21 protein-coding genes and 1 pseudogene are annotated in these 20,124 nt (G+C 69.5%); 18 read left to right on the top strand and 4 right to left on the bottom strand.

The annotated features are described in order from the left end of the window. Window positions 1-62 precede the first annotated feature (62 nt). From QF035_RS51310 to QF035_RS51355, 10 genes and pseudogenes are all read left to right on the top strand, one after another. Window positions 63-338, top strand: a complete 276-nt coding sequence (locus QF035_RS51310) for a MarR family transcriptional regulator (protein ID WP_307529671.1) — start codon at window positions 63-65, stop codon at window positions 336-338. Beyond that, window positions 335-826: a hypothetical protein gene (locus tag QF035_RS51315; protein ID WP_307529672.1), complete on the top strand. Its 492-nt coding sequence runs from the start codon at window positions 335-337 to the stop codon at window positions 824-826. The genes QF035_RS51310 and QF035_RS51315 overlap by 4 nt, the downstream gene beginning before the upstream one ends. A 306-nt stretch (window positions 827-1,132) precedes the next feature. Continuing rightward, on the top strand, window positions 1,133-1,597 hold the full coding sequence (locus QF035_RS51320) for an SRPBCC family protein (protein WP_307529673.1): 465 nt from the start codon (window positions 1,133-1,135) through the stop codon (window positions 1,595-1,597). Continuing rightward, complete coding sequence (locus tag QF035_RS51325) at window positions 1,594-1,929, top strand: ArsR/SmtB family transcription factor (protein WP_307529675.1); 336 nt, start codon at window positions 1,594-1,596, stop codon at window positions 1,927-1,929. Before QF035_RS51320 ends, QF035_RS51325 begins: the two co-directional genes overlap by 4 nt. Window positions 1,930-2,017: 88 nt before the next feature. Next, window positions 2,018-2,458 (top strand): SRPBCC family protein, encoded by a 441-nt coding sequence (locus QF035_RS51330; RefSeq protein WP_307529677.1) that lies wholly within the window; start codon window positions 2,018-2,020, stop codon window positions 2,456-2,458. A gap of 342 nt (window positions 2,459-2,800) precedes the next feature. Further along, window positions 2,801-5,461 (top strand): RICIN domain-containing protein, encoded by a 2,661-nt coding sequence (locus tag QF035_RS51335; RefSeq protein ID WP_307529679.1) that lies wholly within the window; start codon window positions 2,801-2,803, stop codon window positions 5,459-5,461. An 805-nt stretch (window positions 5,462-6,266) separates the two neighbouring features. Next, on the top strand, window positions 6,267-6,428 hold the full coding sequence (locus QF035_RS51340; RefSeq protein WP_307529681.1) for a hypothetical protein: 162 nt from the start codon (window positions 6,267-6,269) through the stop codon (window positions 6,426-6,428). A 114-nt stretch (window positions 6,429-6,542) separates the two neighbouring features. Continuing rightward, window positions 6,543-6,777: pseudogene (locus QF035_RS51345) on the top strand (IS5/IS1182 family transposase); the annotation flags it as partial. 190 nt (window positions 6,778-6,967) lie between these two features. After that, entirely contained in the window at window positions 6,968-7,885 is a 918-nt protein-coding gene (locus tag QF035_RS51350; protein ID WP_307529683.1) for a hypothetical protein, read from the top strand. A 112-nt stretch (window positions 7,886-7,997) separates the two neighbouring features. Continuing rightward, window positions 7,998-8,471: a hypothetical protein gene (locus tag QF035_RS51355; RefSeq protein WP_307529685.1), complete on the top strand. Its 474-nt coding sequence runs from the start codon at window positions 7,998-8,000 to the stop codon at window positions 8,469-8,471. Window positions 8,472-8,796: 325 nt separating this feature from the next. Here the strand turns inward: QF035_RS51355 and QF035_RS56025 are convergent, their stop codons facing one another. Further along, entirely contained in the window at window positions 8,797-9,219 is a 423-nt protein-coding gene (locus QF035_RS56025; RefSeq protein WP_373467035.1) for a hypothetical protein, read from the bottom strand. Between the two features lie 541 nt (window positions 9,220-9,760). On the opposite strand from QF035_RS56025, the gene QF035_RS51360 reads away from it, so the two are divergent. The 4 genes from QF035_RS51360 (at window position 9,761) to QF035_RS51375 (ending at window position 15,243) form a co-directional block, all read left to right on the top strand. Next, window positions 9,761-12,607, top strand: coding sequence for a helix-turn-helix transcriptional regulator (locus tag QF035_RS51360; protein WP_307529687.1), 2,847 nt, complete (start codon window positions 9,761-9,763; stop codon window positions 12,605-12,607). 877 nt (window positions 12,608-13,484) lie between these two features. Beyond that, window positions 13,485-14,420 (top strand): GNAT family N-acetyltransferase, encoded by a 936-nt coding sequence (locus tag QF035_RS51365; RefSeq protein WP_307529689.1) that lies wholly within the window; start codon window positions 13,485-13,487, stop codon window positions 14,418-14,420. Between the two features lie 124 nt (window positions 14,421-14,544). Next, window positions 14,545-14,772, top strand: coding sequence for a hypothetical protein (locus QF035_RS51370; protein ID WP_307529690.1), 228 nt, complete (start codon window positions 14,545-14,547; stop codon window positions 14,770-14,772). A 348-nt stretch (window positions 14,773-15,120) separates the two neighbouring features. Then, window positions 15,121-15,243, top strand: a complete 123-nt coding sequence (locus QF035_RS51375; protein ID WP_307529691.1) for a hypothetical protein — start codon at window positions 15,121-15,123, stop codon at window positions 15,241-15,243. Between the two features lie 177 nt (window positions 15,244-15,420). Here the strand turns inward: QF035_RS51375 and QF035_RS51380 are convergent, their stop codons facing one another. Further along, entirely contained in the window at window positions 15,421-16,170 is a 750-nt protein-coding gene (locus QF035_RS51380; RefSeq protein ID WP_307529692.1) for an SDR family NAD(P)-dependent oxidoreductase, read from the bottom strand. Window positions 16,171-16,294: 124 nt separating this feature from the next. Here QF035_RS51380 and QF035_RS51385 point away from each other — a divergent pair, with 124 nt between their 5' ends. Both QF035_RS51385 and QF035_RS51390 read left to right on the top strand, forming a co-directional pair. After that, complete coding sequence (locus QF035_RS51385) at window positions 16,295-16,729, top strand: Rrf2 family transcriptional regulator (protein ID WP_014182561.1); 435 nt, start codon at window positions 16,295-16,297, stop codon at window positions 16,727-16,729. Between the two features lie 185 nt (window positions 16,730-16,914). Then, window positions 16,915-17,064 carry a hypothetical protein gene (locus tag QF035_RS51390; protein WP_307529695.1) on the top strand — a complete coding sequence of 50 codons (150 nt, stop codon included), beginning with the start codon at window positions 16,915-16,917 and terminating at the stop codon, window positions 17,062-17,064. A 154-nt stretch (window positions 17,065-17,218) separates the two neighbouring features. Here the strand turns inward: QF035_RS51390 and QF035_RS51395 are convergent, their stop codons facing one another. Further along, window positions 17,219-17,341 carry a hypothetical protein gene (locus tag QF035_RS51395; RefSeq protein WP_307529697.1) on the bottom strand — a complete coding sequence of 41 codons (123 nt, stop codon included), beginning with the start codon at window positions 17,339-17,341 and terminating at the stop codon, window positions 17,219-17,221. Between the two features lie 683 nt (window positions 17,342-18,024). Between QF035_RS51395 and QF035_RS56030 the strand changes: the two genes are divergently transcribed. Beyond that, complete coding sequence (locus QF035_RS56030; RefSeq protein WP_373466882.1) at window positions 18,025-18,348, top strand: helix-turn-helix domain-containing protein; 324 nt, start codon at window positions 18,025-18,027, stop codon at window positions 18,346-18,348. Window positions 18,349-18,600: 252 nt separating this feature from the next. After that, on the top strand, window positions 18,601-18,915 hold the full coding sequence (locus QF035_RS51400) for a hypothetical protein (RefSeq protein WP_307529699.1): 315 nt from the start codon (window positions 18,601-18,603) through the stop codon (window positions 18,913-18,915). A gap of 411 nt (window positions 18,916-19,326) precedes the next feature. On the opposite strand, the gene QF035_RS51405 is transcribed toward QF035_RS51400, so the two are convergent. After that, the gene (locus QF035_RS51405) at window positions 19,327-20,055 is read right to left on the bottom strand and encodes a TetR/AcrR family transcriptional regulator (protein ID WP_307529701.1); all 729 of its coding nucleotides are present in this window, start codon (window positions 20,053-20,055) and stop codon (window positions 19,327-19,329) included. Between the last annotated feature and the right edge of the window lie 69 nt (window positions 20,056-20,124).

Genomic DNA, 20,124 nt, shown 5'->3' on the forward strand with positions numbered 1-20,124 from the left:
GAGGCTGTTGAACCATGGATCGCCCAGACAGGCGATGGACTGTCCTGACCCATCACGCGCGGGTGCTGGCAGCCATCGCACGTGAGCCGAGCGCGCGGCTGCGGGATCTGGCTGTTTCCTGCGAGATCACCGAGCGCGCCGTCCAGGCTGTCGTGGCCGACCTCGAGGAAGGCGGCTACCTGCGCCGGGGACGGGTCGGACGGCACAATCGGTACACCCTCAGCCTTGACCAGCCGTTCCGCCACCCCGCCGGAGCCCGACTCTGCGTCCGTGCCCTCGTGGAACTCGCTGCCGGCCAAGCGGACCGGCACCGTGGCGACACACAGGTCCCTCATTGACGCGCCTCGCGAATCCGTCTGCTACCGACACCCTCGACCGGGACGACGAGCAGGCCATCTGCCCGCGCGTCGTGATGAGTACGTCCTGGACCAAGCGGCATGACGATCACCACGCGACTGGTGAAGACTGGATAGGTGCTCATGAACCCGGTGGACTCCTATTCGTAGCGCTCGGTCTCGTACTTGTCGCCGCCGGCTTCCTCTGGCGGGGACGTGTCCTGCGCCCCGTCTCGGTGAACCGGGCCCAGGCGGCCGTGACCCGGGACCGTTCCAGGAACCTGCTGCGTTCTGCGGACATGGCCATCGCCGAAGCACGCCGCCGGGCCGCAGGCGGCGAACCGGCCATCGTCACGGTCGGAGACGTCACCAGGGCGGCGTGCCAGCACTACGGACTCTTCGCGGAGCGGGAGGAGGCAGCTGCCGCCCTCCGCCAGCGCCATGAGGCCGCCGACTGCCGGCTGGACTGCACGACCGACGCTTTCAGCTGACTGCCACTTGGCGAGTGCTTGATGCCAGGGACCTCACCGAGTCCGAGGTGTCCCGGCACCCGGCGTACGCAGGGGTGGCGCGCTCGCTGTTCGGGCGCCCTGGATGCGGTCCAGTGCGAGGGGGCCGCGCTGGACGAGACGCGAGGCGGCGATCGAGGCGCGTGTCGAGTACGAGGAGCAGCGATGGCGCGGCGACGCAGGTGATTGATCTGTTGCCGGGGATCCTTGGAGCAACCGTTGGTTGCGCATGCTGGAGGAATGCCCTACGGTAATGCGCAACCAAAGGTTGCATGAGGAGGGAGCGGGATGGAATACGGCAGCATCGAGCGGGAGATCCACATCGAGGCCCCGCCTGAGGTGGTCTACGAGGTCATCAGCAGGCCCGAACACCTGCGGGAGTGGTGGCCGGACGAGGCAGAGCTCGAGCCGGTGCCCGGCGCCACCGGAGTCATCTCATTTGGCGACAGGACTACGCCGGAGGCGCAGGTCGTACCAGTCACGGTGGTGGAAGCCGACCCGCCCCGGCGGTTCTCCTTCCGGTGGGTGTACGACGAGGGTGAGGCCGCGACGTCGGCCAACTCACTCCTGGTGACCTTCGTGCTGGTCCCGTCCGGTGCGGGCACGCTGCTGCGTTTCACCGAGGCGGGGTTCCGGGAGAAGGGCTGGGAGGCGGCCGTGCTCGAGGAGCAGTACCGCGAGCACGTCACCGGCTGGGACTACTTCCTGCCCCGCCTCGTCACGTACGTCGTTCGGCTGGTGTCGACGCCATGAGCGTCACCATCGACGACGAGCTCTGGTCGGCGGTGGGGGACCCCGTCCGGCGGCGGATGCTCGACCTGCTGCTGACGGGCGGCGGGACGGCGACCACGCTGAGTGAGCAGCTGCCGGTCACGCGGCAGGCGGTCTCCAAACACCTCGGTGTACTCGGCCGGGTCGGGCTGGTCCATGTCACGCCATCCGGACGCGAGCGCCTCTACGAGGTGGACGAGGCCCAACTCGCCCGCGCGGTCGCGCAGTTGTCGTCGGTCGGGGCCACCTGGGACGCCCGGCTGCGTCGCATCAAGCAGATCGCCGAAGCAATCCAGCGCAGCCAGGAGGGCTGACCCCTCATGAAACGGACGTCGCCGCATCCGTGGCGGCGCTGATGAACCCCGCCCGAATGCGGGCGCTACACGGGAATGAGGTATCGAGATGGTGGACATCCTGCACAGGATCGGAGTCACGTCGTCTCCCGACGCTGTCTACGCAGCCTTGACCACGGTCGATGGGCTGGCGAGCTGGTGGACGCAGGACACGGACGGCGACGGCAGTGTCGGGGGAGTGATCCGGTTCCGCTTCGAACCCGGCGGGTTCGACATGAAGGTCCTGGAGGCTCAGCCCGCCGAGCGCGTGCTCTGGGAGGTTGTCGGCGGTCCCGAGGAGTGGATCGGCACGCAGATCCGCTTCGAGCTCAAGCAGGAGGACGGCTTCACGATCGTGCTGTTCCGGCACGAAGGCTGGAAGGAGCCGGTGGAGTTCATGTACCACTGCAGCACCAAGTGGGCGACCTTCCTGATGAGCCTGAAGAAGCTCGTCGAAACCGGCGAGGGAGAGCCGGCGCCGCACGACGTCAAGATCAGCAACTGGCACTAGGCAATGCCCGGTCTTGGCGGAGGCGAGCTTCCCGTACGGGAAGCTCGCCTCCGCCAAGACCGGGCACGCGTGAGGCTCATCGACGGGCGTCCCTGGCGCTGCGGTCGTCACTGCTGAGGTCACTGTCGCCGTCACCGTGGCCGACAGGCCTTGGGCGCCAGAGCACCCGTGTTACCCGTCCGCTGATCAATGCCTACCGCACCACGAGATGGCCTGAAAGAGATTTCCCAGCTCAAGGCAACCTTTGGCGGGGCCTGTGACCACAAGGAGTCGGATCCGGCCATTCCGCTCGCTGGATCCACCTTTCCTCTGGTGAACAGCATGCAAGGAGAGCACCCCCCCATGAACAACCTCACGAACGGCGGGCGACGCGGGCGTCACCGTCGTCGCTGGACCGCGACCGGTCTGCTGCTCGTCGTGCCCGCCATCGTCGTGCCGTATCTCGTGTTCGCGCAGGAGGACTCGCAGGCCGCGACGGTCGACGGCAACGCCTACTACCGGCTGGTGTCCGTACGCAGCGGCAAGGTGATGGACGTCAACGCCTTCTCCACCGCCGACGGCACCCGCATCCAGCAGTGGACCGACCAGAGCACCGCCAACCAGCAGTGGAAGCTGAGACCCGCCGGGGACGGCTACTACGAGCTGGTGAACCGAAACAGCGGCAAAGTGCTGGGCATAGCCGGCGGTTCGACCGCCCAGGCGGCCGCCGCCGAGCAGCAGACCGACAGCTCCTCCACCTCCCAGGAGTGGCGGATCGACGATGTGAGCGCTTCCGACGCCGTCACCTTCACCTCCCGCAGGAGCGGCCAGGTCCTGGACGTCTCCGGAGGTTCTACGGCCGAGGGCGCGGCAGTCATCCAGTATCCCGGCAAGGGCAGCACCAACCAGCAGTGGAAGCTGGTGAAAACGGCCGAGCCCCAGGCGACGGGGACGGGCGGGGCGCAGACCACGGCCGCGGCCGGACCGTATGTGTGGAACAACGCCCAGGTGGTGGGCGGCGGTTACGTCACCGGGCTGGTGTTCAACCTGCGCGCGAAGGGACTGCTGTACGCGCGCACCGACATGGGCGGTGCCTACCGCTGGGACGTCGCGGCCGAGCAGTGGATCCCGCTGACCGACTGGGCCGGCGAGAAGGACTGGAACTTGCTGGGCATCGACTCGGTGGCCACTGACCCCGTCGACCCCGACCGGCTCTACCTCGCGGCGGGCACCTACACCAACAGCTGGGCGGGCAACGGCGCGATCCTGCACTCCACGGACCGTGGCCGCACCTTCCAGCGCACCGATCTGCCCTTCAAGCTGGGCGCCAACGAAGACGGCCGCGGGGCGGGCGAACGGCTGGCGATCAACCCCTCGGACAACGGCACCCTGCTGCTGGGCACCCGCAAGAACGGCCTGTGGCGCAGCACCGACCACGGCGCGACATGGAGTCAGGTCTCTTCGTTCCCCGTCAAGGACGGGGCGAGCAGCGGTGCGGGCATTTCCTTCGTGACGTACGGACCGGCCGGAAGCAAGACGGTCTATGCCGGCGTCGCCGACAAGTCCACTTCCCTGTACCGCTCCACCGACGGCGGCAGCACCTGGCAGGCCGTCTCCGGGCAGCCCACCGGCCAGATGCCGCAGCACGGCGTGCTCTCCGGTGACGGCTCGCTGTACCTGACGTACACCGACGTCGTCGGACCCAACGGCGTGACCGCGGGCTCGGTGTGGAAGTACAAGCCGACCGATGGGGCGTGGAAGAACGTCTCGCCGTCCCAGGGCAGTTACGGGTTCTCCGGTCTGGCCGTCGACCCGCAGAAGCCGTCCACGGTGATGGTCACCACTCTCGACCGCTGGTGGCCCGAGGACGAGATCTACCGCACCACCGACGGCGGTACGACCTGGAAGGCACTGGCCGACAAGTCGGAGCGGGACGACTCAGGCGCTCCTTACGTCGGTACCGGCACCGGGCACTGGATGACCGCCCTGGCCATCGATCCCTTCGACTCCGGGCACGTGCTGTACGGCACAGGCAGCGGCATCTGGCGCAGCAAGGACGCCAACGCCACCGACAGCGGCGGCACCAGCCACTGGATCGTGGGGGCCCGAGGGCTGGAGGAGACCGCGGTGCAGGACGCGGTCGCTCCGCCCGGCGGTGCCGCCATCATCTCCTCCATGGGTGACCTGGGCGGTTTCCGCTACAGCTCCTCCAGTTCCCTGACCGAGGTGTCCGCCGGGCGGCTGAAGAACCCGCTGATGATCACCAGCACCGACATCGATTTCGCCCAGTCCAACCCGTCGGTGATGGTCCGCGTCGGCCGTGGCGGCGATCAGGACGGCGCCTACTCCACCGACGGCGGCAGCAGTTGGAGCGGCTTCAAAGCAGAGCCGGTGAGCAGCGCCGACAGCGGCCAGGTCGCGCTCGCGACCAACGGCTCTGCCATCGTCTGGACCGAGGAGGGTCAGGCCCCGTACCGCTCGACCGACAATGGGGCGAGGTGGTCGAAGGTCAGTGGCCTGGGCAATGGCGCCGTGGTCGTCGCCGACCGTTCCTCGGCCAAGACCTTCTACTCACTGTCCGGGGGCACCCTCTACGCCAGCACCGACGGCGGCGCGACCTTCACCGCCCGCGCCGCCAACCTGCCCGCCGGCCGGCTCACGGCCGTCCCCGGTATCGCCGGGGACCTGTGGATCGCCGGCGGCGCCAAGGGGCTGCTGCACTCCACCGACGGAGGCCGCACCTTCACCGCGCTCACAACGGTAAGTTCTGCCTCCGCCCTCGGCTTCGGCAAGGCCGCGCCGGGCGCCTCCTACCAGGCCCTGTACCTGATCGGTACCGTCAAGGACGTCACCGGCGTCTTCCGCTCCACCGACAAGGGTGCCACCTGGCTCCGCGTCAACGACGACGCCCACCAGTGGGGCAGCATCGGCGGCGGCGGCGTCATCACCGGCGACCCCGACACCTACGGGCGCGTCTATGTCGGCACCAACGGACGCGGCCTCCAGTACGGCGACCCGTCCTGACCCAATGCCCGGGCGGGGCCACAGGCGCAACGGCCTATGGCCCCGCGATGGCTGAGGGATCCCACTTCGTCCTGCACGAGTCCCTCGCGCCGGGCAGTCCGGACGAGGCGCGAGGCGACCCAGCATCGTCAAGGCCGGAGCTCGGTGGAGCAGCGGAGGTCACGTCTGCGCGGCTCCGTCGACAGCGGTGGTCATGATGTGGCGGATACGTTCGCGTTGCAATTGATGCGTGCGGTCGTGGTGGTTACGTGGGTGCCACGCCATGCCGATTGTCAGGGGCGGCAGGGTTACGCGGGCCTGATTTTGGCGTCGTCGGCGTCAGTGTGACCAGTGCGCCCGGCGCACCGTCAACGGCCGGGACCGCCGCGTCGTCCTCACCCACTCGCCCGCCCTGCACACCGCCCAGCACCGCGGCTTCGACCAGACCCTCGCCAAGGCCAAGGCCAAGGCCAAGGCCAAGGCCGAGGCCCGGCTCGGCGACCTCGCCGCCACCTTGGCCCGAGGCCGGACCCGCCGGGCCCCGGAGACGGTCCGGGCCGAGGTCTCCGCGATCACCAAGGACCCCTGGGTCACCCGCGTCACCACCAACGACCTGACCGGCGACACCCCCAAGGACCTCCGCCTGGCTGGCACATCGACGCCAGGGCCCGCCGAGCCCTGGAGAACGAGATCTTCGGCAAGCGCGTCCAGGTCACCGACCACGACCACTGGACGATCACCGACATCGTGGCCGACTACCGCCCCCAGTCGGACGCGGAATTCTCCTCGGCAGCTCAAGGACCCTCACGTCGTCTCCTTCCGGCCCATGCACCACTGGACGGACCACAACATCCGCATCCACGTCTTCACCTGCGTACTCGCCCTGACCGTCGCCCACTTGATGCGACGCCAGGCAGCCGGCGCGGGTGAGTGCATGTGGGTACGCGAACTCCTCGGACACCTCGCCGGCATCCAGGAAACCGTCTGATCCACCCCTCCACCGGAGGCCGCCCCAAAGCCCGACGGATGCTTACCGACCTGACCACGACCCAAGCCCGCCTCACCGACATCCTCGACCTGGACCTCTCCGTCCCACGCACTTGGCCTGGGCCCGCTGCCCAACGACATCGCAGTGGCCCCTGGACGCCGACTACGGCTCGGACAAGACACGGCCCCTGCTCGGCCAGCGTGGTCTGCACGGCCGGGTCGCCCACAAGGGTGAGAAGGCGCCGATCCAGGCGAGCCGACGCTGGCACGTCGAACGAACCCACCCCCGACAGAACGCCTTCCAGCGCCTCGCCCGCTGCTACGAACACCGCGCACCCGTCATCGACGCGCGACAGCCCCCGGGGCACAAAGCTTGATCCGTGGAGAGGATGCCACTGCGGCAACTCCGCGGCCGGCGAACATACGTAGCCGATTGCGTAGTTCTACTGATTTCTTCAGCGTCCGCTTAGGGGAGGTTCTTGATCGAGAGTGAACCGTGCGCGACCGGAGAGCCACTGAGCACAGGTCAGGATGATGACGTTGCTGGAGTCTGCAGGAGACCGGGTACGGTGGCTGGTCCGCGCCGTCACCCCAACGGGACGTAACCGACCGGCTCGGTATGCCGCCGCTCCGGTCACCGCCTTGCTGGCGGCCGTCGCGCTGCTGACGGCCGGCTGCTCGGGCGACGGAGACGGCACCGACGCATCGGCCGCCACGCCCTCCGTGACCGGCACTGCCACCGCCGCCCCGACCACACCGTCGGCCACGCCCTCCCCGCCCTACCCGACCAACGCCAAGGGCTGCCACCCCAACGGGGAGTGGACGACGGAGCAGATTATGCGCTGGGTGCGAATAGCAGCCGATGCCCCCGCCGCAGGCGTCGACACCTCCAAGGACCCGGTCACGATCGACGAGAGCGTGGCGGGCTACACCGGCCCGCTGTGCGAAACGGTCACCGTTCAGGTGGAGTTCTGGAAGCTCACCTACGGCTCGGGGGGCGCCGGAGAGAACACGACCAGCGCCACGGAGGCCCCGCCGGACTACTACTTCGACATGGACTCCGTGAAGCGGACCGAGCTGCGCGTCGACGGACGCAAGGAGCACCTCGTGAAACCGCCGGAGAGGCTCTACGCCGGCGACCGCAGCGTCTGCGTGGGGGCCCTGGTCGCGGTGTACGTCGGCAGGCCCCTCAAGAGCAAGGAACTGCCCGAGCAGATCAGCACCGGGTCCGAGGGCGTCAACATCGGCGGCGGGGACGTGGAATTCAGGACCGAGCGGGTGTCCGAGTACGAGCTGTCGCCTCCAGCGGCGCCGCACGTCTGCAGCCCCGAGGGCAAGCCCACCGCCGACCCGTACGACGTGCCCGACACCACGGGTGTCCCCGACCCGCTGTACCCGACGCCGACGTTCAGCTTCGACGTGGACGACGTCCTGCGCGCCCCGAGTGACGGAGATTGAGCATGTGGGGACCCGCCGACCGACGGGGCCGTGGGTTCACGGAACAGCTGGTGGGGGAGGACTGATCGATCATCTTGACGGTCCGACAGGTATCCGATAAAGGGAGTCTGCTATGAGCAAGCGGGAATTGGGTCCGTATCCAGGTCTGAGCTATGCGCACATGGTGTCCAAGGACATCCACAGCAGCCATGTCGTCCGCCGGTTTGCTCTCTACCCGATCGACATCGAGCGGCCGGAGAAGGGTCGGCGGGTGGAGGCGCTGGCATGCGGGAGCTGCCAGAAGCCGCTGAAGTTCAAGGTGCTCAGTGTCGCGGCGACCAGGACCCGCCGGTGGGTATGGCTGCTGCTGGGCTTGGCCGGGGTAGCGGCGGCGCTCGGGTTCGGGGTGGCGATCTTCCAGGTCGGCGGGCAAGTGGTCGAGGAGGGCGCCCCCAACCCGGTGGGCCCGCTGGCGCTGGGCTTCCTCGTCGGCTGCCTTTCCGGGACCTTCGGCCTGAGCTACTGGCGGTACGAGGACGGGGTGCGCGGGCCCGGCTCGCCGCTGATGTCGTTCGGTGGGCACGCTCTCCGGTGGCCGCCCAGCTAGCGCGACCCCCTGGCGAGATGCCTGATCTGCGAACCGGACACCACCGCAGGACCAAGCGCTCGTTAAGCTTGGGCCATACAGTTACGAACCCCTCAAAGCCAAGCCGACCTGCAGCGATGCCCTCGAAGATCAACTTATCCAGGAAACTCGGGCCAGGCCTGCCGGTCCGCCGAGAGGCGGGGCCACCGGGTGCAAGCCCGCGGCGTCGAGTCTGCAGCAGGCCGGACAGGAACCGGAGGGCCTGACTGTCCAGATCGGTTTCGGTGGGTACACAACCACGCGAAGCTCCGCGCGGACAGGTTGATCTTGGTCGACAGCCCATTCATCAGTGGCTTCGCTTCATCACGCACGCGGGGTGGCCCGCCCTCATTCCTCCTGAGCCCACTTGGCGTGGCACACGGTCACTGTGCCGTTGCCGTGCCCGGCCGCGAGCAGCGTTCGCCCGCCCGTCCGCACCTGACACCGGGCGGTGGTCCACCCCCTCCGGGGGCCGGTGACGATCGTGCGCACCAGCCGGCCGTCGCGCGGGTCCCAGATACGTATCGCGCCGTCCCGGCCCGCCGAGGCCAGCAGGTCGCGGCCCCGAGACCCGCACCGTGCACAGCCCGTACACCCAGCCGCGGTGACCGGTGAGGGAGGCCACCCGCGCGCCTCGGTTCTCCAGATCCCAGAGCCGGACGACCCCGTCCCGGCCGCCGGACGCCAGCAGGGGCCTGCCGTCGACGTCGACCTCGCACAGCGTACGGATCCAGGTGCGCGAGTCCGTGAGGACCGCCGACCGCCGTGTCTTCGCGCGTTGCCGGGTCCGCGAGGCGGATCACCTTGCGGTGCCCGGAGTACGCCACGAGTCTCCGGCCGCCGACCGTGACCTCGCAGGCCGCCTCGAACGACGGCCGGAACCGGTACCGGCCGTCCGACCGCCGGACCACCCATACGACGATCAGGACGATCCCCGCCACTACGCCAGCGATCAACATCCGCCCTCCCCGTGATCCCCGGAGCCTTCCCGATGCGGCAACGGCGGCGGCCCCTACGGGTCTTGATTCATCCCCGGGCGTCGGCCGGGACGATCGTGTTGTTACGTAGATCGGTTACGTAGTTTCCGCATCCGTTCGGCCCACCCGTCCCACCCGGACGAGGGTTGCCCGTCCCGCGCTGATCGACGCCCACCCGCTCGGGCCGGCGGCTCGCCGTCGACGCGGTGTGAGATCGAGGACACGAAGCCACAGGTTGTCAGTGGCGTACGACAGGATGTGCGGGGGCACCAACTGTCGCGGGGGCGTGAGGGTATGACGACGGAACGGACACCGCTGGTCGGCAGAGAGGCGGAACTCGCGCGGCTCGACCGGCTGCTGGCGGAACTGGTGGGGGACGTGCCCGGCCGCCCGGCGGTGCTGGACGTCGGCGGTGAGGCGGGCATCGGCAAGAGCCGGCTGGTCCACGAGCTGTGCCTGGCCGCGACGCGCCGCGGGGCAGCGGTGCTGCGCGGCCGGGCGACGGAGTACGAACGTCACATCCCGTTCCAGCCGTTCACCGACGCCTTCTCCGACCTCGCCCCGGAGGTCGTCGAATCCTTCCCGGAGGCTGCCGAGGTCGCCCCGGTGCTGAGCGGGGCTCCCCGCAGCACGGACCGCTTCCACCTACACCGGGCCACCGCCGCCCTGTTGACCCACGCCGCGGCGTCTCCGCTGGTCGTGGTCCTGGATGACATGCACTGGGCGGACGCCGCATCGCTGGAACTCCTCGACCATCTCGTACGGCACCCCGTGCACGCCCGCGTCCTGCTGGTCCTCGCCCGCCGCGACCGGCAGAGCCCCGCGCCGCTTGCCGCGACCCTCACCCGCGGCACGGAGACCGGCACGGTACGGCGGACGGTCCTCGGCCCGCTCGGCGAGCGGGACTGCGTCGAACTGCTCACCCCTGGCCTGGCCCGCGACCGGGCCGTACGGCTCTTCACAGCGAGCGAGGGCAACCCGCTGTACCTGCTGACCCTGCTCCAGGCGCACCGCGAGGGCGCGTCGGTGAGCCGACTGTCCACGACCGGCCTCGGGGCGCTACTGCTCGACGAGCTGACCCCGCTGACGCCGTCGCAGGGTCGGCTCGTCCAAGTGGTGGCGGCTCTGGGCGACCACGCCACGCCCGCGCTGCTCGGCCCGGTGACCGGCCACGAGCCGGGGCAACTGGCCGACGATCTCGCCGTACTGACCCGGCGCGACCTGCTGCGCACCGGCACGCACGGGCGGATCGCGCTGCGTCACCCCGTGCTGCGCAGCCTCGTCCGCGACGGCACCGACCCCTGGCAGCGCACGGAGATCCACCGGCTCGTCGGCGCCGAACTCGCCCGTACCGGCGCCCCGTTGGCCGGGCGGGCGCACCACGCCGAGCAGTCGCTGTCCGACTGGGACCCGCAGGCGGCGGCGGTGCTGGACGAGGCCGCCGAGCAGGCCGCGCAGACGGCGCCCGCGAGCAGCGCGCACTGGCTTGAGGTGGTGCTGCGGCATCTTCCGCACACGCCGGAACACGCGGCCAGACGGCGCGAGTTGATGCTGCGGCGGGCCCGGGCGCTGGGCGTCGGCGGTCGGCTCCGGGAGAGCCGGGACCTGTTGCACCAGGTGATCGCCCTGCCCGACCCGGGCGATGGGACGGGGTCGCGGGCGTCTGCTGTCGTGCTGTGCGCCGTCATGGAGCGCCATCTCGGGCGTTACTCGGAGGCGGTCGCCCTGCTCCGCCGAGAGTTGCACCGCACTGATCCCGCGCCGTCGCTCGCCGACCAGGTGGCGCTGGGCCTGGAGCTGGGCTCCTCGGCCCCGCACGACACCTCGTACCCGGCGGTGCGCTCCGAGGTGGCACACACCCTGGAGGTGGCCCGCTCCCTCGGGGACGAGACGGGGGTGGCGGGTGCGCTGAGCGTCGCGGCGCTGGGGGAGGCGTACGAGGGGGAGACGGCTGCGGCGGACGACTTCACCCGCCGGGCGGCGGCCCTCGTGGACTCGCTGCCGGACGGCGATCTGACCGGCCTGTGCGAGCCGCTGGTACGGCTGGCCTGGGCGGAGGCGTTCCTGGAGCGCTTCGCCGACGCCGAGCGGCACGCCGATCGCGGCCTGGCCATTGCCCGCCGCACCGGCCAGATATACCTCCTGCCCCACCTTCTCCTGTGCAAGACACACGTGCGCACCCAGACCTGCCGGCTCGCGTCGGCGGTGGAACTGTCCGAGGAGGCCGAGGACATCGCCCGCGGCATCGGCAGTGACGAACTGCTCGCCTTCGTCCTCGCCACCAGGGCCCACGCCCTGGTCGACGCCTGCCCACCCGGCGATCCGCGGCCACTGGCCACCGCCGAGGAGGCGGTCGCCGCGGCGGGTCTGGGCGTCAACTGGTGGGCGTCCATCGCTTGGTGTGTACTCGGCTACGCGGCGCTCACTGCCGGCGACCCGGCTCGTGCCCGGGAGGCGGTCCTGCGTGCCGGCGGCCCCGGCCTGCGGCGGATGCAGCCCTCCATGCGTCCGCTGTTCCTGGAGGTCCTGGTGACCGCCGCCGTCACCATGGGTGACCTGGACGCGGCGAAGGACTGGGCCGAGCGGGCCCGCGAGGAGGCCGAGCGGCTCGATCTGCCCGTGCAGCGGGCCTCTGCCATGCGCAGCGCCGCGCAGATACGCCTCGGTCTCGGTGACGACAAGGCGGCGGCGGACCTGTTCGTGGCGGCGGCCGACGAGAGCGCCCGCAGCGGAGGGGTGTTCTGGGAGGCGTTCTCCCTGCTCTTCGGCGCCTCCCTGTCGGCGGCGGACCCGGGCGGCTCGCGGCGCGGGCAGGCGGCCTGGCACCGGGGGCGGCGGCTCGCCGTGGCCGGGGGCTGCGGGATGCTGACCGGTCTTGCCGAGGCGGTTGGCCCGGCGGTGGCCGCCGCCGCTGACGGGCCCGAGCGCCGCCTCGCCGAACTGACCGCCCGCGAACGGGAGATCGCCGACCTTGTCGCCGACGGCCTCACCAGCCCGGCGATCGCCGAAAGACTCTGCCTGAGCCGCCGCACGGTCGAGACCCACATCTCCCGGGTCTACCGCAAGACGGGAGTCTCATCGCGGGCAGCTCTGGCGGGCCTGATGGCGGGGCGCACGCCGAGGCCTTCCTTGAGAGGATGAGCCAGGAAAGGTTCGAGCCGCGGATACCGGGGGTCCTGTGCATCAGCCACAAGTCAGCAAGCCACGAGGCGCGAAACTGTGTGAGCGAGCGGCGGTGTTGGTGTGCCGGACCGGTCAGCTGCCCTGTCCGAACAGTCAGCCGGGAGCCAGTCCGTACTCGGGTGCTCCGGTACGGGGGTGCGGCCGGCTCCGCTACCGGACGTGGAAGGCGGTTTCGGCGCTCGCCGCCATGCCGGTCGACCCCGCCGCGGTGGTGGGGCTTTTCGACCGGCATCGACTGGGACCACTCCATCCGGCCGTCGACACCTGTGGCTACTCCGTGCGCCCCTCGCCATCAGCAAGGTAGTCCAGGTCCGCACCGACGCCGACGAGGTCGTCGTGACCCTCGCCCCCGGCGGGGCGGGAAGTCGCCCGCCATCCACGGTGTTGGGCCAAGCAGCAGACCATCACCGATCCTGTCCATGCCCACGCCGCGGCCCTTCTGCGCGGCGATACCGCCATCACCAAGCCGCCCGGGCCCTGACCGTCTGCTGGCACAACCCCGCCACCGCAAGTGATCTCGTCGAGGTCGAATGTGACGGGCACGGAGGAGCACTTGCTGGTCTTCAGCGGCACGGCACGGCACGGCACGGGTTGGTCCCGCCTCCGCCCCGCTCGAGGTGGGCCCGGGCGGCCACGCCCGGTGGGCGGCGGATGTACCGCATCTGTACGAGGCGGTGGGAAGGGATGCGGAGGGGGTGTTGGTGGTGCGCTACCCGGTGGAGTGAGACGCCTACGCCGCACCGTCCTGCGCCAGGCAAGTCAGGCCTGCCGCTGCTACTGGGTGGCGGTTTCATGCAAAGCCAGCTACGTCATCAAGATTGGATGATCCCGGTAGATGCCTATTCGTATCGCGCGTCCAGACGAACTACCTGCCCTCGTGCAGTACGCCGAGCAGCCCGAGCGCAACGCCGCGACGGCCGCCTACCTCACCGACCTACTTGCCAAGAAGTGCACCCGGCCGGAGTGGTGCCTGGTCGCGGAGGACGAGGCCGGTCGGCTCACCGCGGCCACCGCGCTGTGGACCCTCCCCGGGAACGACGTCCCGATGGCCCTGGTGCTCCTTGAGACGCGGTGGGACGAGCCGGGCCTGGCCACCGGCCGGGCGCTGCTGGCCGAGGCCGTCGCCCTGGCCGGCTCGCTCGGCGCCACGGACCTGGAGCACGTCATCGACTCGCCGACGCAGCCGCCGCAGTTCCAGGCGGAGCCGGAACGGCGCGCCGAGCTTCTCCGTCTGACGGGCTTCGAGCGCGCCCGTGACGGTCGCCGCTTCCGCCGCGACTCCGGGGCTGAACTCACTTCGTATGATGGCCGACTGACCTGGCATTCGCTGCCCAGTCTGGGCCGTGAGCCGTTCATCGCTCTCCTCGCCGAGGCGCTGCCGACCAGCGCCGACGCCCAACTCGCCGCCAAGGTCGCCCGGCATGGCGCCCGGCGTGCCGCGGAGAGCGTCTTCGCGGACATGGAGGAGTTCTCGTACGAGCCCTCGTGGTGGGAGATCGGCTACACCCCGGACGGCACGCCAGCCGCCCTCAGTCTCCCCGCCCGAAACCCCTCGACCGCGGTGATCGGCTTGGTGGCTGTGTCTCCCGCTCGCCGCGGCAACGGCTACGCGACGGCGGTGGTGGCCCGCGGCACGCGGATGCTGGTCGAAGCGGGCGCCGAGGAGATCCGCGGCGACTGCGACGCGGCCAACACCGCCATGATCATGGCTTTCGAACGGGCAGGCTACGAGAACTTCGCCGACCGCCAGGAGTTCACCCGACGGTTGTGAGCGGAGGCCGCTCCCGCGCCGTAACGAATGCTGAGCGGCCCCTCCTCACCCCGGTTGGTAGGGCTGGACGAGTAGGTCCGAAGTCCTGCGGGCGCAAAGGGAGAAGGGTCTCGTTGATCGTTGTGTGACGAACGACATCGAGACCCTTCCGACCGCCCTGTACGTGAAGATCGACGACGGGTTGGCGGGACCACGACGGCTGGGCAGGCCCCCGGTATTGACCGCCTCCGAGCTCGTGTGCCTCGCGCTCGCCCAGTCGAGGCTCGGGCTTCACCTCCGAGACGCACTGGTGCCGGTGAGGGTGGCGATGATGCCCGTGTTGAGGCCGTTGTACCGGTTGGCGGGTGCGTAGAGGCCGGCGGCGTCGGTTGCGGACTCCAGTCCGGCGGCGGTGAGTTTCTCGTACAGTCAGCGGCGGAACGGGGTGTCGTGGTTTTCCCAGGCGGGGTCCCAGGTGTCGTTCTCGGGGTCGTCGGGGCCGGAGCCGATGATGGGCATGGGCGATCTCTGTCCAATGCCCAGTTTGGGTATGCGGGGTCTGCTTGGTCTCGGCTGCACCCGTGAACCGCGGGTGCAGCCGAGACCGGCCTCGTCTTATGCGAAGGGTGCCCGCGCTACAGAAAGCGCAGCGCCGACGGCCGTCGGCTGGTGACCACACCGCTCGGCACAGGCGCCCCCAGCTCTAGGCAAGGAGAAGCAAATGCGCAAAGCCGTACTCGGCTTGTTTGTGGCGCTGGCGGCGGTGCTCGCGGTGGCACCCCTCGCCAGTGCCGACCAGACCCAGGCCGTCGCCTGCTGCGGTGGCACGCCGGGCTTCCCGTGAAGGGCACTCACTCGCTCGATTGTGTATGTGGGTCCGTCAGCTTGCTGGCGGGCCCTTTGAGCTCGTAACACGATCACGATCCGGGCTTCTTGAGGCGTGTCCATGCACACGCGGGTCGTTGGCGGTGCGCGCCCCGAAGACGCGATGTCCTTCGGGGCGCGCGGTAGGGGTTCGGGTTCAGGCGTTGTAGCCGCCGTGGGCGTCCAGCACCGCGCCCGTGACGTACGACGCGGTGGGGCTCGCCAGGAAGGCGATCGCCGCGGCGATTTCGTCGGGGTGCCCCATGCGTTGCAGGGACAGCGAGCTGACCAGGGCCTTGAGGGTCTCGGGGTCCGGCGGTTGCATGCCGCCCTCCATCAGTCCGGCCTCCACGACGTTGGCCGTGATGTTCCGGGGGCCGAGGTCCCGTGCCACCCCCATGGTGTACCTCTCGATCCCGGACTTGGTCGCCGAGTAGTCGGCAAGGCCGGGGGCGCCGACCCGGGAGCCCAGTCCGGAACTCACTGTGATGATGCGGCCGCCCGTGCGCAGCACTCGGGAAGCGGCCCGGATGACGGCGATCACGCCGAGGTAGTTGGTGGCGTGCATCCGGTCCAGTGGGGCGGTGTCGGCGTCCGGGTCGTCCACCGTGCCAGCCACGGAGATCGCCGCGTTGTTGACGAGGATGTCCAGGCCGCCGAAGTGCGCGACCACGTCGTCGATCAGAGCCGGCGCCCGGCTCGTGTCCGCCTGGTCGGACTGGAAGGCGACGGCCTTGGCTCCCTTGCCGTGCACCTCGTCGACGACGGCCTGCGCCTGCTTCTCGGAGCTGACGTAGGTGAAGGCGACGTTGGCGCCCTGCTCGGCCAGCAGTCGTACGGTCGCGGCTCCCAACCCGCGCGACCCCCCGGTGACCAGGGCGACCTTGCCCGTGAGTGGCTTGCTCATTCTTCTCACCTCGTTGATTGACCCTTCCCCGTAGTCGCAACACTAATTGTTACGACAGCTTGTTGCAACTTTGATTGTTACGACTGGGTGTAACATGAAGCATTGCGGCCGAGAGGAGGAGCCCATGAGCGCCAACAGCAGGCTGACCATCGCCGCCCACGCGCTGGCCTGGATCGGTCTCTACCAGCGCCAGGGCCATGAGGTCGCCACCTCCGAGCAGATCGCGACCAGCGCGAACACCAACCCCGTGGTGATCAGGCGGCTGCTCGGCGAGCTGCGCAGGGCCGGGCTCGTGGAGTCCCGGCGGGGTGTGGGCGCGGGCTGGTCGCTGGCACGCGAGCTGGGGTCGATGACCCTGCTCGACGTGTACGAGGCGGTGGAACCCGGCCCGCTGTTCGCGATGCACCGCACCACCCCGGACCAGGGGTGCGTGGTGGGTTACGGAATCCAGCCGGCGATGCAGGGCATCTACGAGGGCATCGAGGAGACCCTGAGACACGAGCTGGCCCGCGTCACGCTCGAGAACGTACTCCGGGACGTACTCGCGGCACCTCGCTAGCCTTCCCGTTGCGCCCTGACATCACCAAGATCCCCATCCATGCCCAGGTCGGCGAACATTCTGGCCATCAGTCACGCCAAAGACGGTTGGAGTGTTAGACCGTGCCCTACGAGCTCGTAACTTGATCTTGTTGAAGTGCCCTGGTCCGGCGTGACCGATGTGACGATTCCTCCGTTCGGGAGGATGTGAGCACCCGGCCGTGGATCGTGGACGACGACATGTGGGCGCTGATCGAGCCGCTGCTGCCGCCCTGGCCGGAGAAGTCGGCGGGCCCGCAGCCGGTGGCTGCATATCCTCCGTCAACGGTGCGGCGGGTCTCGCGGGCTTCCACCTGAACCATCACCCGCGCGCGCCCGCGTTCCGTCTGCGGGGACGGACTCGGCGGACGCTTCCTGGTCGGCGGCGAGGACCTGCTGGACGGTGAGTGTCTCGTACGGGGTGGGGGAGATGGGCGACAGTTCCACGCCGGGAGAGGGATGGCGGTCGACCTCACCCGGCGTCCGTCAGATACGCGGCGAGGAACTCCCCGGCCGTGGCCGACAGATCGCCGTCGGCCGGGACGGTCACCGTGTACGGCGAGGTTACTTCCTCGGCGCGCGCCGGGCCGGCCATCACCGGACACGGTGAACGAGGCGTCGCCTGAGTCGGCAACGACCGGTATCGCGAAGTAGCGCACCGCGCCGTCGGCGTACTGCGCAGCCACCGTCACCGACCACGCCGTGCCGGTCTGCTGCGCACTGCGCACCGCCACGACGGACTCCGGCTCGGGCTGCGCACCCGCCCCCTCGGGAAGTTCGATATCCGGGGCCATGGACTGCGCAAGGGCGGGCCTGCGCACTGCTGTCGCCGCCTGCGTGGCTGCGCAGCCACGCGTCGAGGAACACTGTGGCGTACCCGGACGGGTTGGCGGCCGCGGCCGTTTTCACGGTGGTCGGCTTCCTTGTGGGGGCGGCCTGGACCACGGTCGCCGGGGTGGCGGCGATGGCAAGTGCGAGGGGGCCGGCCGCGACCGTGGCCCACATGCTCAGGCGGACCTGGCGTCGCGTCTGCTGCAGCCGGGCGTCCGCGGCCGTCGGAGGAGGCGCCTGCTCCTTCCATGGCTGCTTGGCACGAGGCATTTTCGAACTCCCAGGTCAGAGCGGGGTGTTGCGTCTGACCCGAGGCAACTGGCCGCCCCCGACCCGACCACCGACCATGAAGCCCCGACCACGGTCACGAAGGGGACACAAAGGCCGTGGTCGGGGCTGTGGCTTGGGTTCTAGTGGTCGTCGCAACACCTCAGCTCAGAGGTGGTTATGGAGAAGGGACTTGGGAGGCGGAGGTCGCAGGGGTCCAGGCCGCTGATCCAGGAGCGGGAGGCATACTTCCGGCTTGTGGATCAAGGAATGGGGTGTGCCGAGGCTGCCAGAGCCGTCGATATCAGCGTCAGGACCGGCGAACGATGGCGTAACGGGCGGGGCGCCTCGGGCCGGTTCAAGGCGGTGCCGCCGCACAGGGAGGCAGTGGCACCAGTCAGGGTGGGGCCGCCGGCCGCGACGCCGTCACGTAGCGGCTCAAGCCGTCCTGGGATCTCTATCGAGGGCGGGGCACCGACGAAACGCACAGCACAGCACCGATGAAGAGGTGCTCGCTCTGCTGTCGACGAACCGAGTACGAACACCGCCGGATGTCGCAGCGACAGTCGGCCACGTCCAGCCTCAACCCAGTCGACGCAGGCCAGCCTGGCTCCTAGCCTCTCGCTGTGACCGACAAGACTGCAGCAGATGACGCTTTCAGAAATCGGTGCGTGAACGCGGCGCGAACGCTCGCACCGCTCAGCGGCTACTTCATCACCCGAGTCTCGTTCGCCGCCTTCGCCGAGGACGAACTCTTTGGAGATCATCCTCAGGGAGGGACCGTCGAGCCTCGACGTCATGATCGAGCTCTCCAACCTCCACTATGTCTCCGTCTCGAAGCCCCCTGCGATCTCGGGCTGCCTCATCGACGGAATCTCCCTGATCCATCTCCCGAAGACCCCACACCCTTGGCCCGGAGACGCTGCCAGCCGTGTCCGACGATTCGACGGACTGCTTGAACTCGCGTGGCTGCGGTTCCTTGGCCCCGCTGAGGTGTACGCCATGGCATCGATCGTGACCGTCTACACGGCAGTGAGCGACGACGAAGCCTCGACGGACACGACCAGATGAAACGCCAAGCGGATCGGACCATGCCGACTGAGATGGCACACTGCAGGTGTCCCGTCTCAAATGATCTGTCCCCAGCCCAGACCTGCCTGTGACCTGCGGCGACCAGATCAGTTGAGACGTGCGGATGCTGGGAATCCCGGTTGATCTGGTCCGGTGCGAGTGGAAGCCGGACGTTGTCTCAGCTGTCCTGGTCCGGCTCCGCTGTTTCGAACCGCCGCCCTGCTTGGCAGCGGCTCGGAAGTCCACTGCTCTCCGAACGCCTCCCGAAGGCTCTTTGCGGCTGCCCGACCCGCTCGCCCCGGCGAGCGAAGCGGATATCCAGGTCATGCAGGCGAGCGACGAACCGGTCCATCACCGCGTCGAAGGACAAGAACAGAATCTCGCATGCGCCGTGCTGTACCCAAGGGGGCTTCAGCTGCGCAGCGGGATGTCCAACGACCGTACGAGCTGGGTCACTTCCTCCCGGAAGAGCTTGTCCGGTCTGGTCGTCTGGGTGCGCAGATGGCCGTAGACCTCCAGTGACACCAGGCCGTGCAGGCGCCCCCAGATGCGCAGGGCGAGCGCGACGGCGGCGGGCGGCAGGCCGGGGAAGTCCGCGCGAACCTTGTCGACGAGCCCGGCGTCGAAGTCGGACCACGCGAACTCGCTGCTCTCGTGGAGGTGTTCGGCGTACGGCCAGGCGGCTGCCGCGAGCGCGGTGAGCCCGGCGCAGACCCGGTGGGCGGCCTCCGGGGCGGCGCCTCCGTGGGGGGTGTCGTAGCCGGGAACGGGGTCGCCATAGACGAGCCGGAAGCCCTCGGGATTGGCCAGGGCCCAGTTCCGGAAGGCGCCGGCCCAGCCCTGGATCCGGGTGGCCGGACTCTCGGCGGAGGCGCTCTCCCACGCGGTGTCCACGGCGTCGGCCAGCTCGGTGTACACGTCGCCGATGAGCACCGTGACCAGGTCGTCGCGGGTGGCGAAGTAGCCGTAGATGGCGTTGGCCGTCATGCCCATCTCGCGGGCGATGGCCCGCAGGGTGATGGCTTCGGGCCCGCCCGAGGCCATCAACTCCAGTGCCACGTCCTTGATTTCGGCCGTCGTCTCGGCCCGGAGCCGTTCGCGCCGCCCCGTGCTTCCCGCCCTGCTCGCCGTACCTGCCACCCGGGCACTCTACAGCGTCACCCAAACTTATGGCCGTATAGAAACTTCACGGCGTATAGTCACCGCACG

Origin of the sequence: Streptomyces umbrinus (genome assembly GCF_030817415.1) — a bacterium.
Taxonomy (GTDB): domain Bacteria; phylum Actinomycetota; class Actinomycetes; order Streptomycetales; family Streptomycetaceae; genus Streptomyces; species Streptomyces umbrinus_A.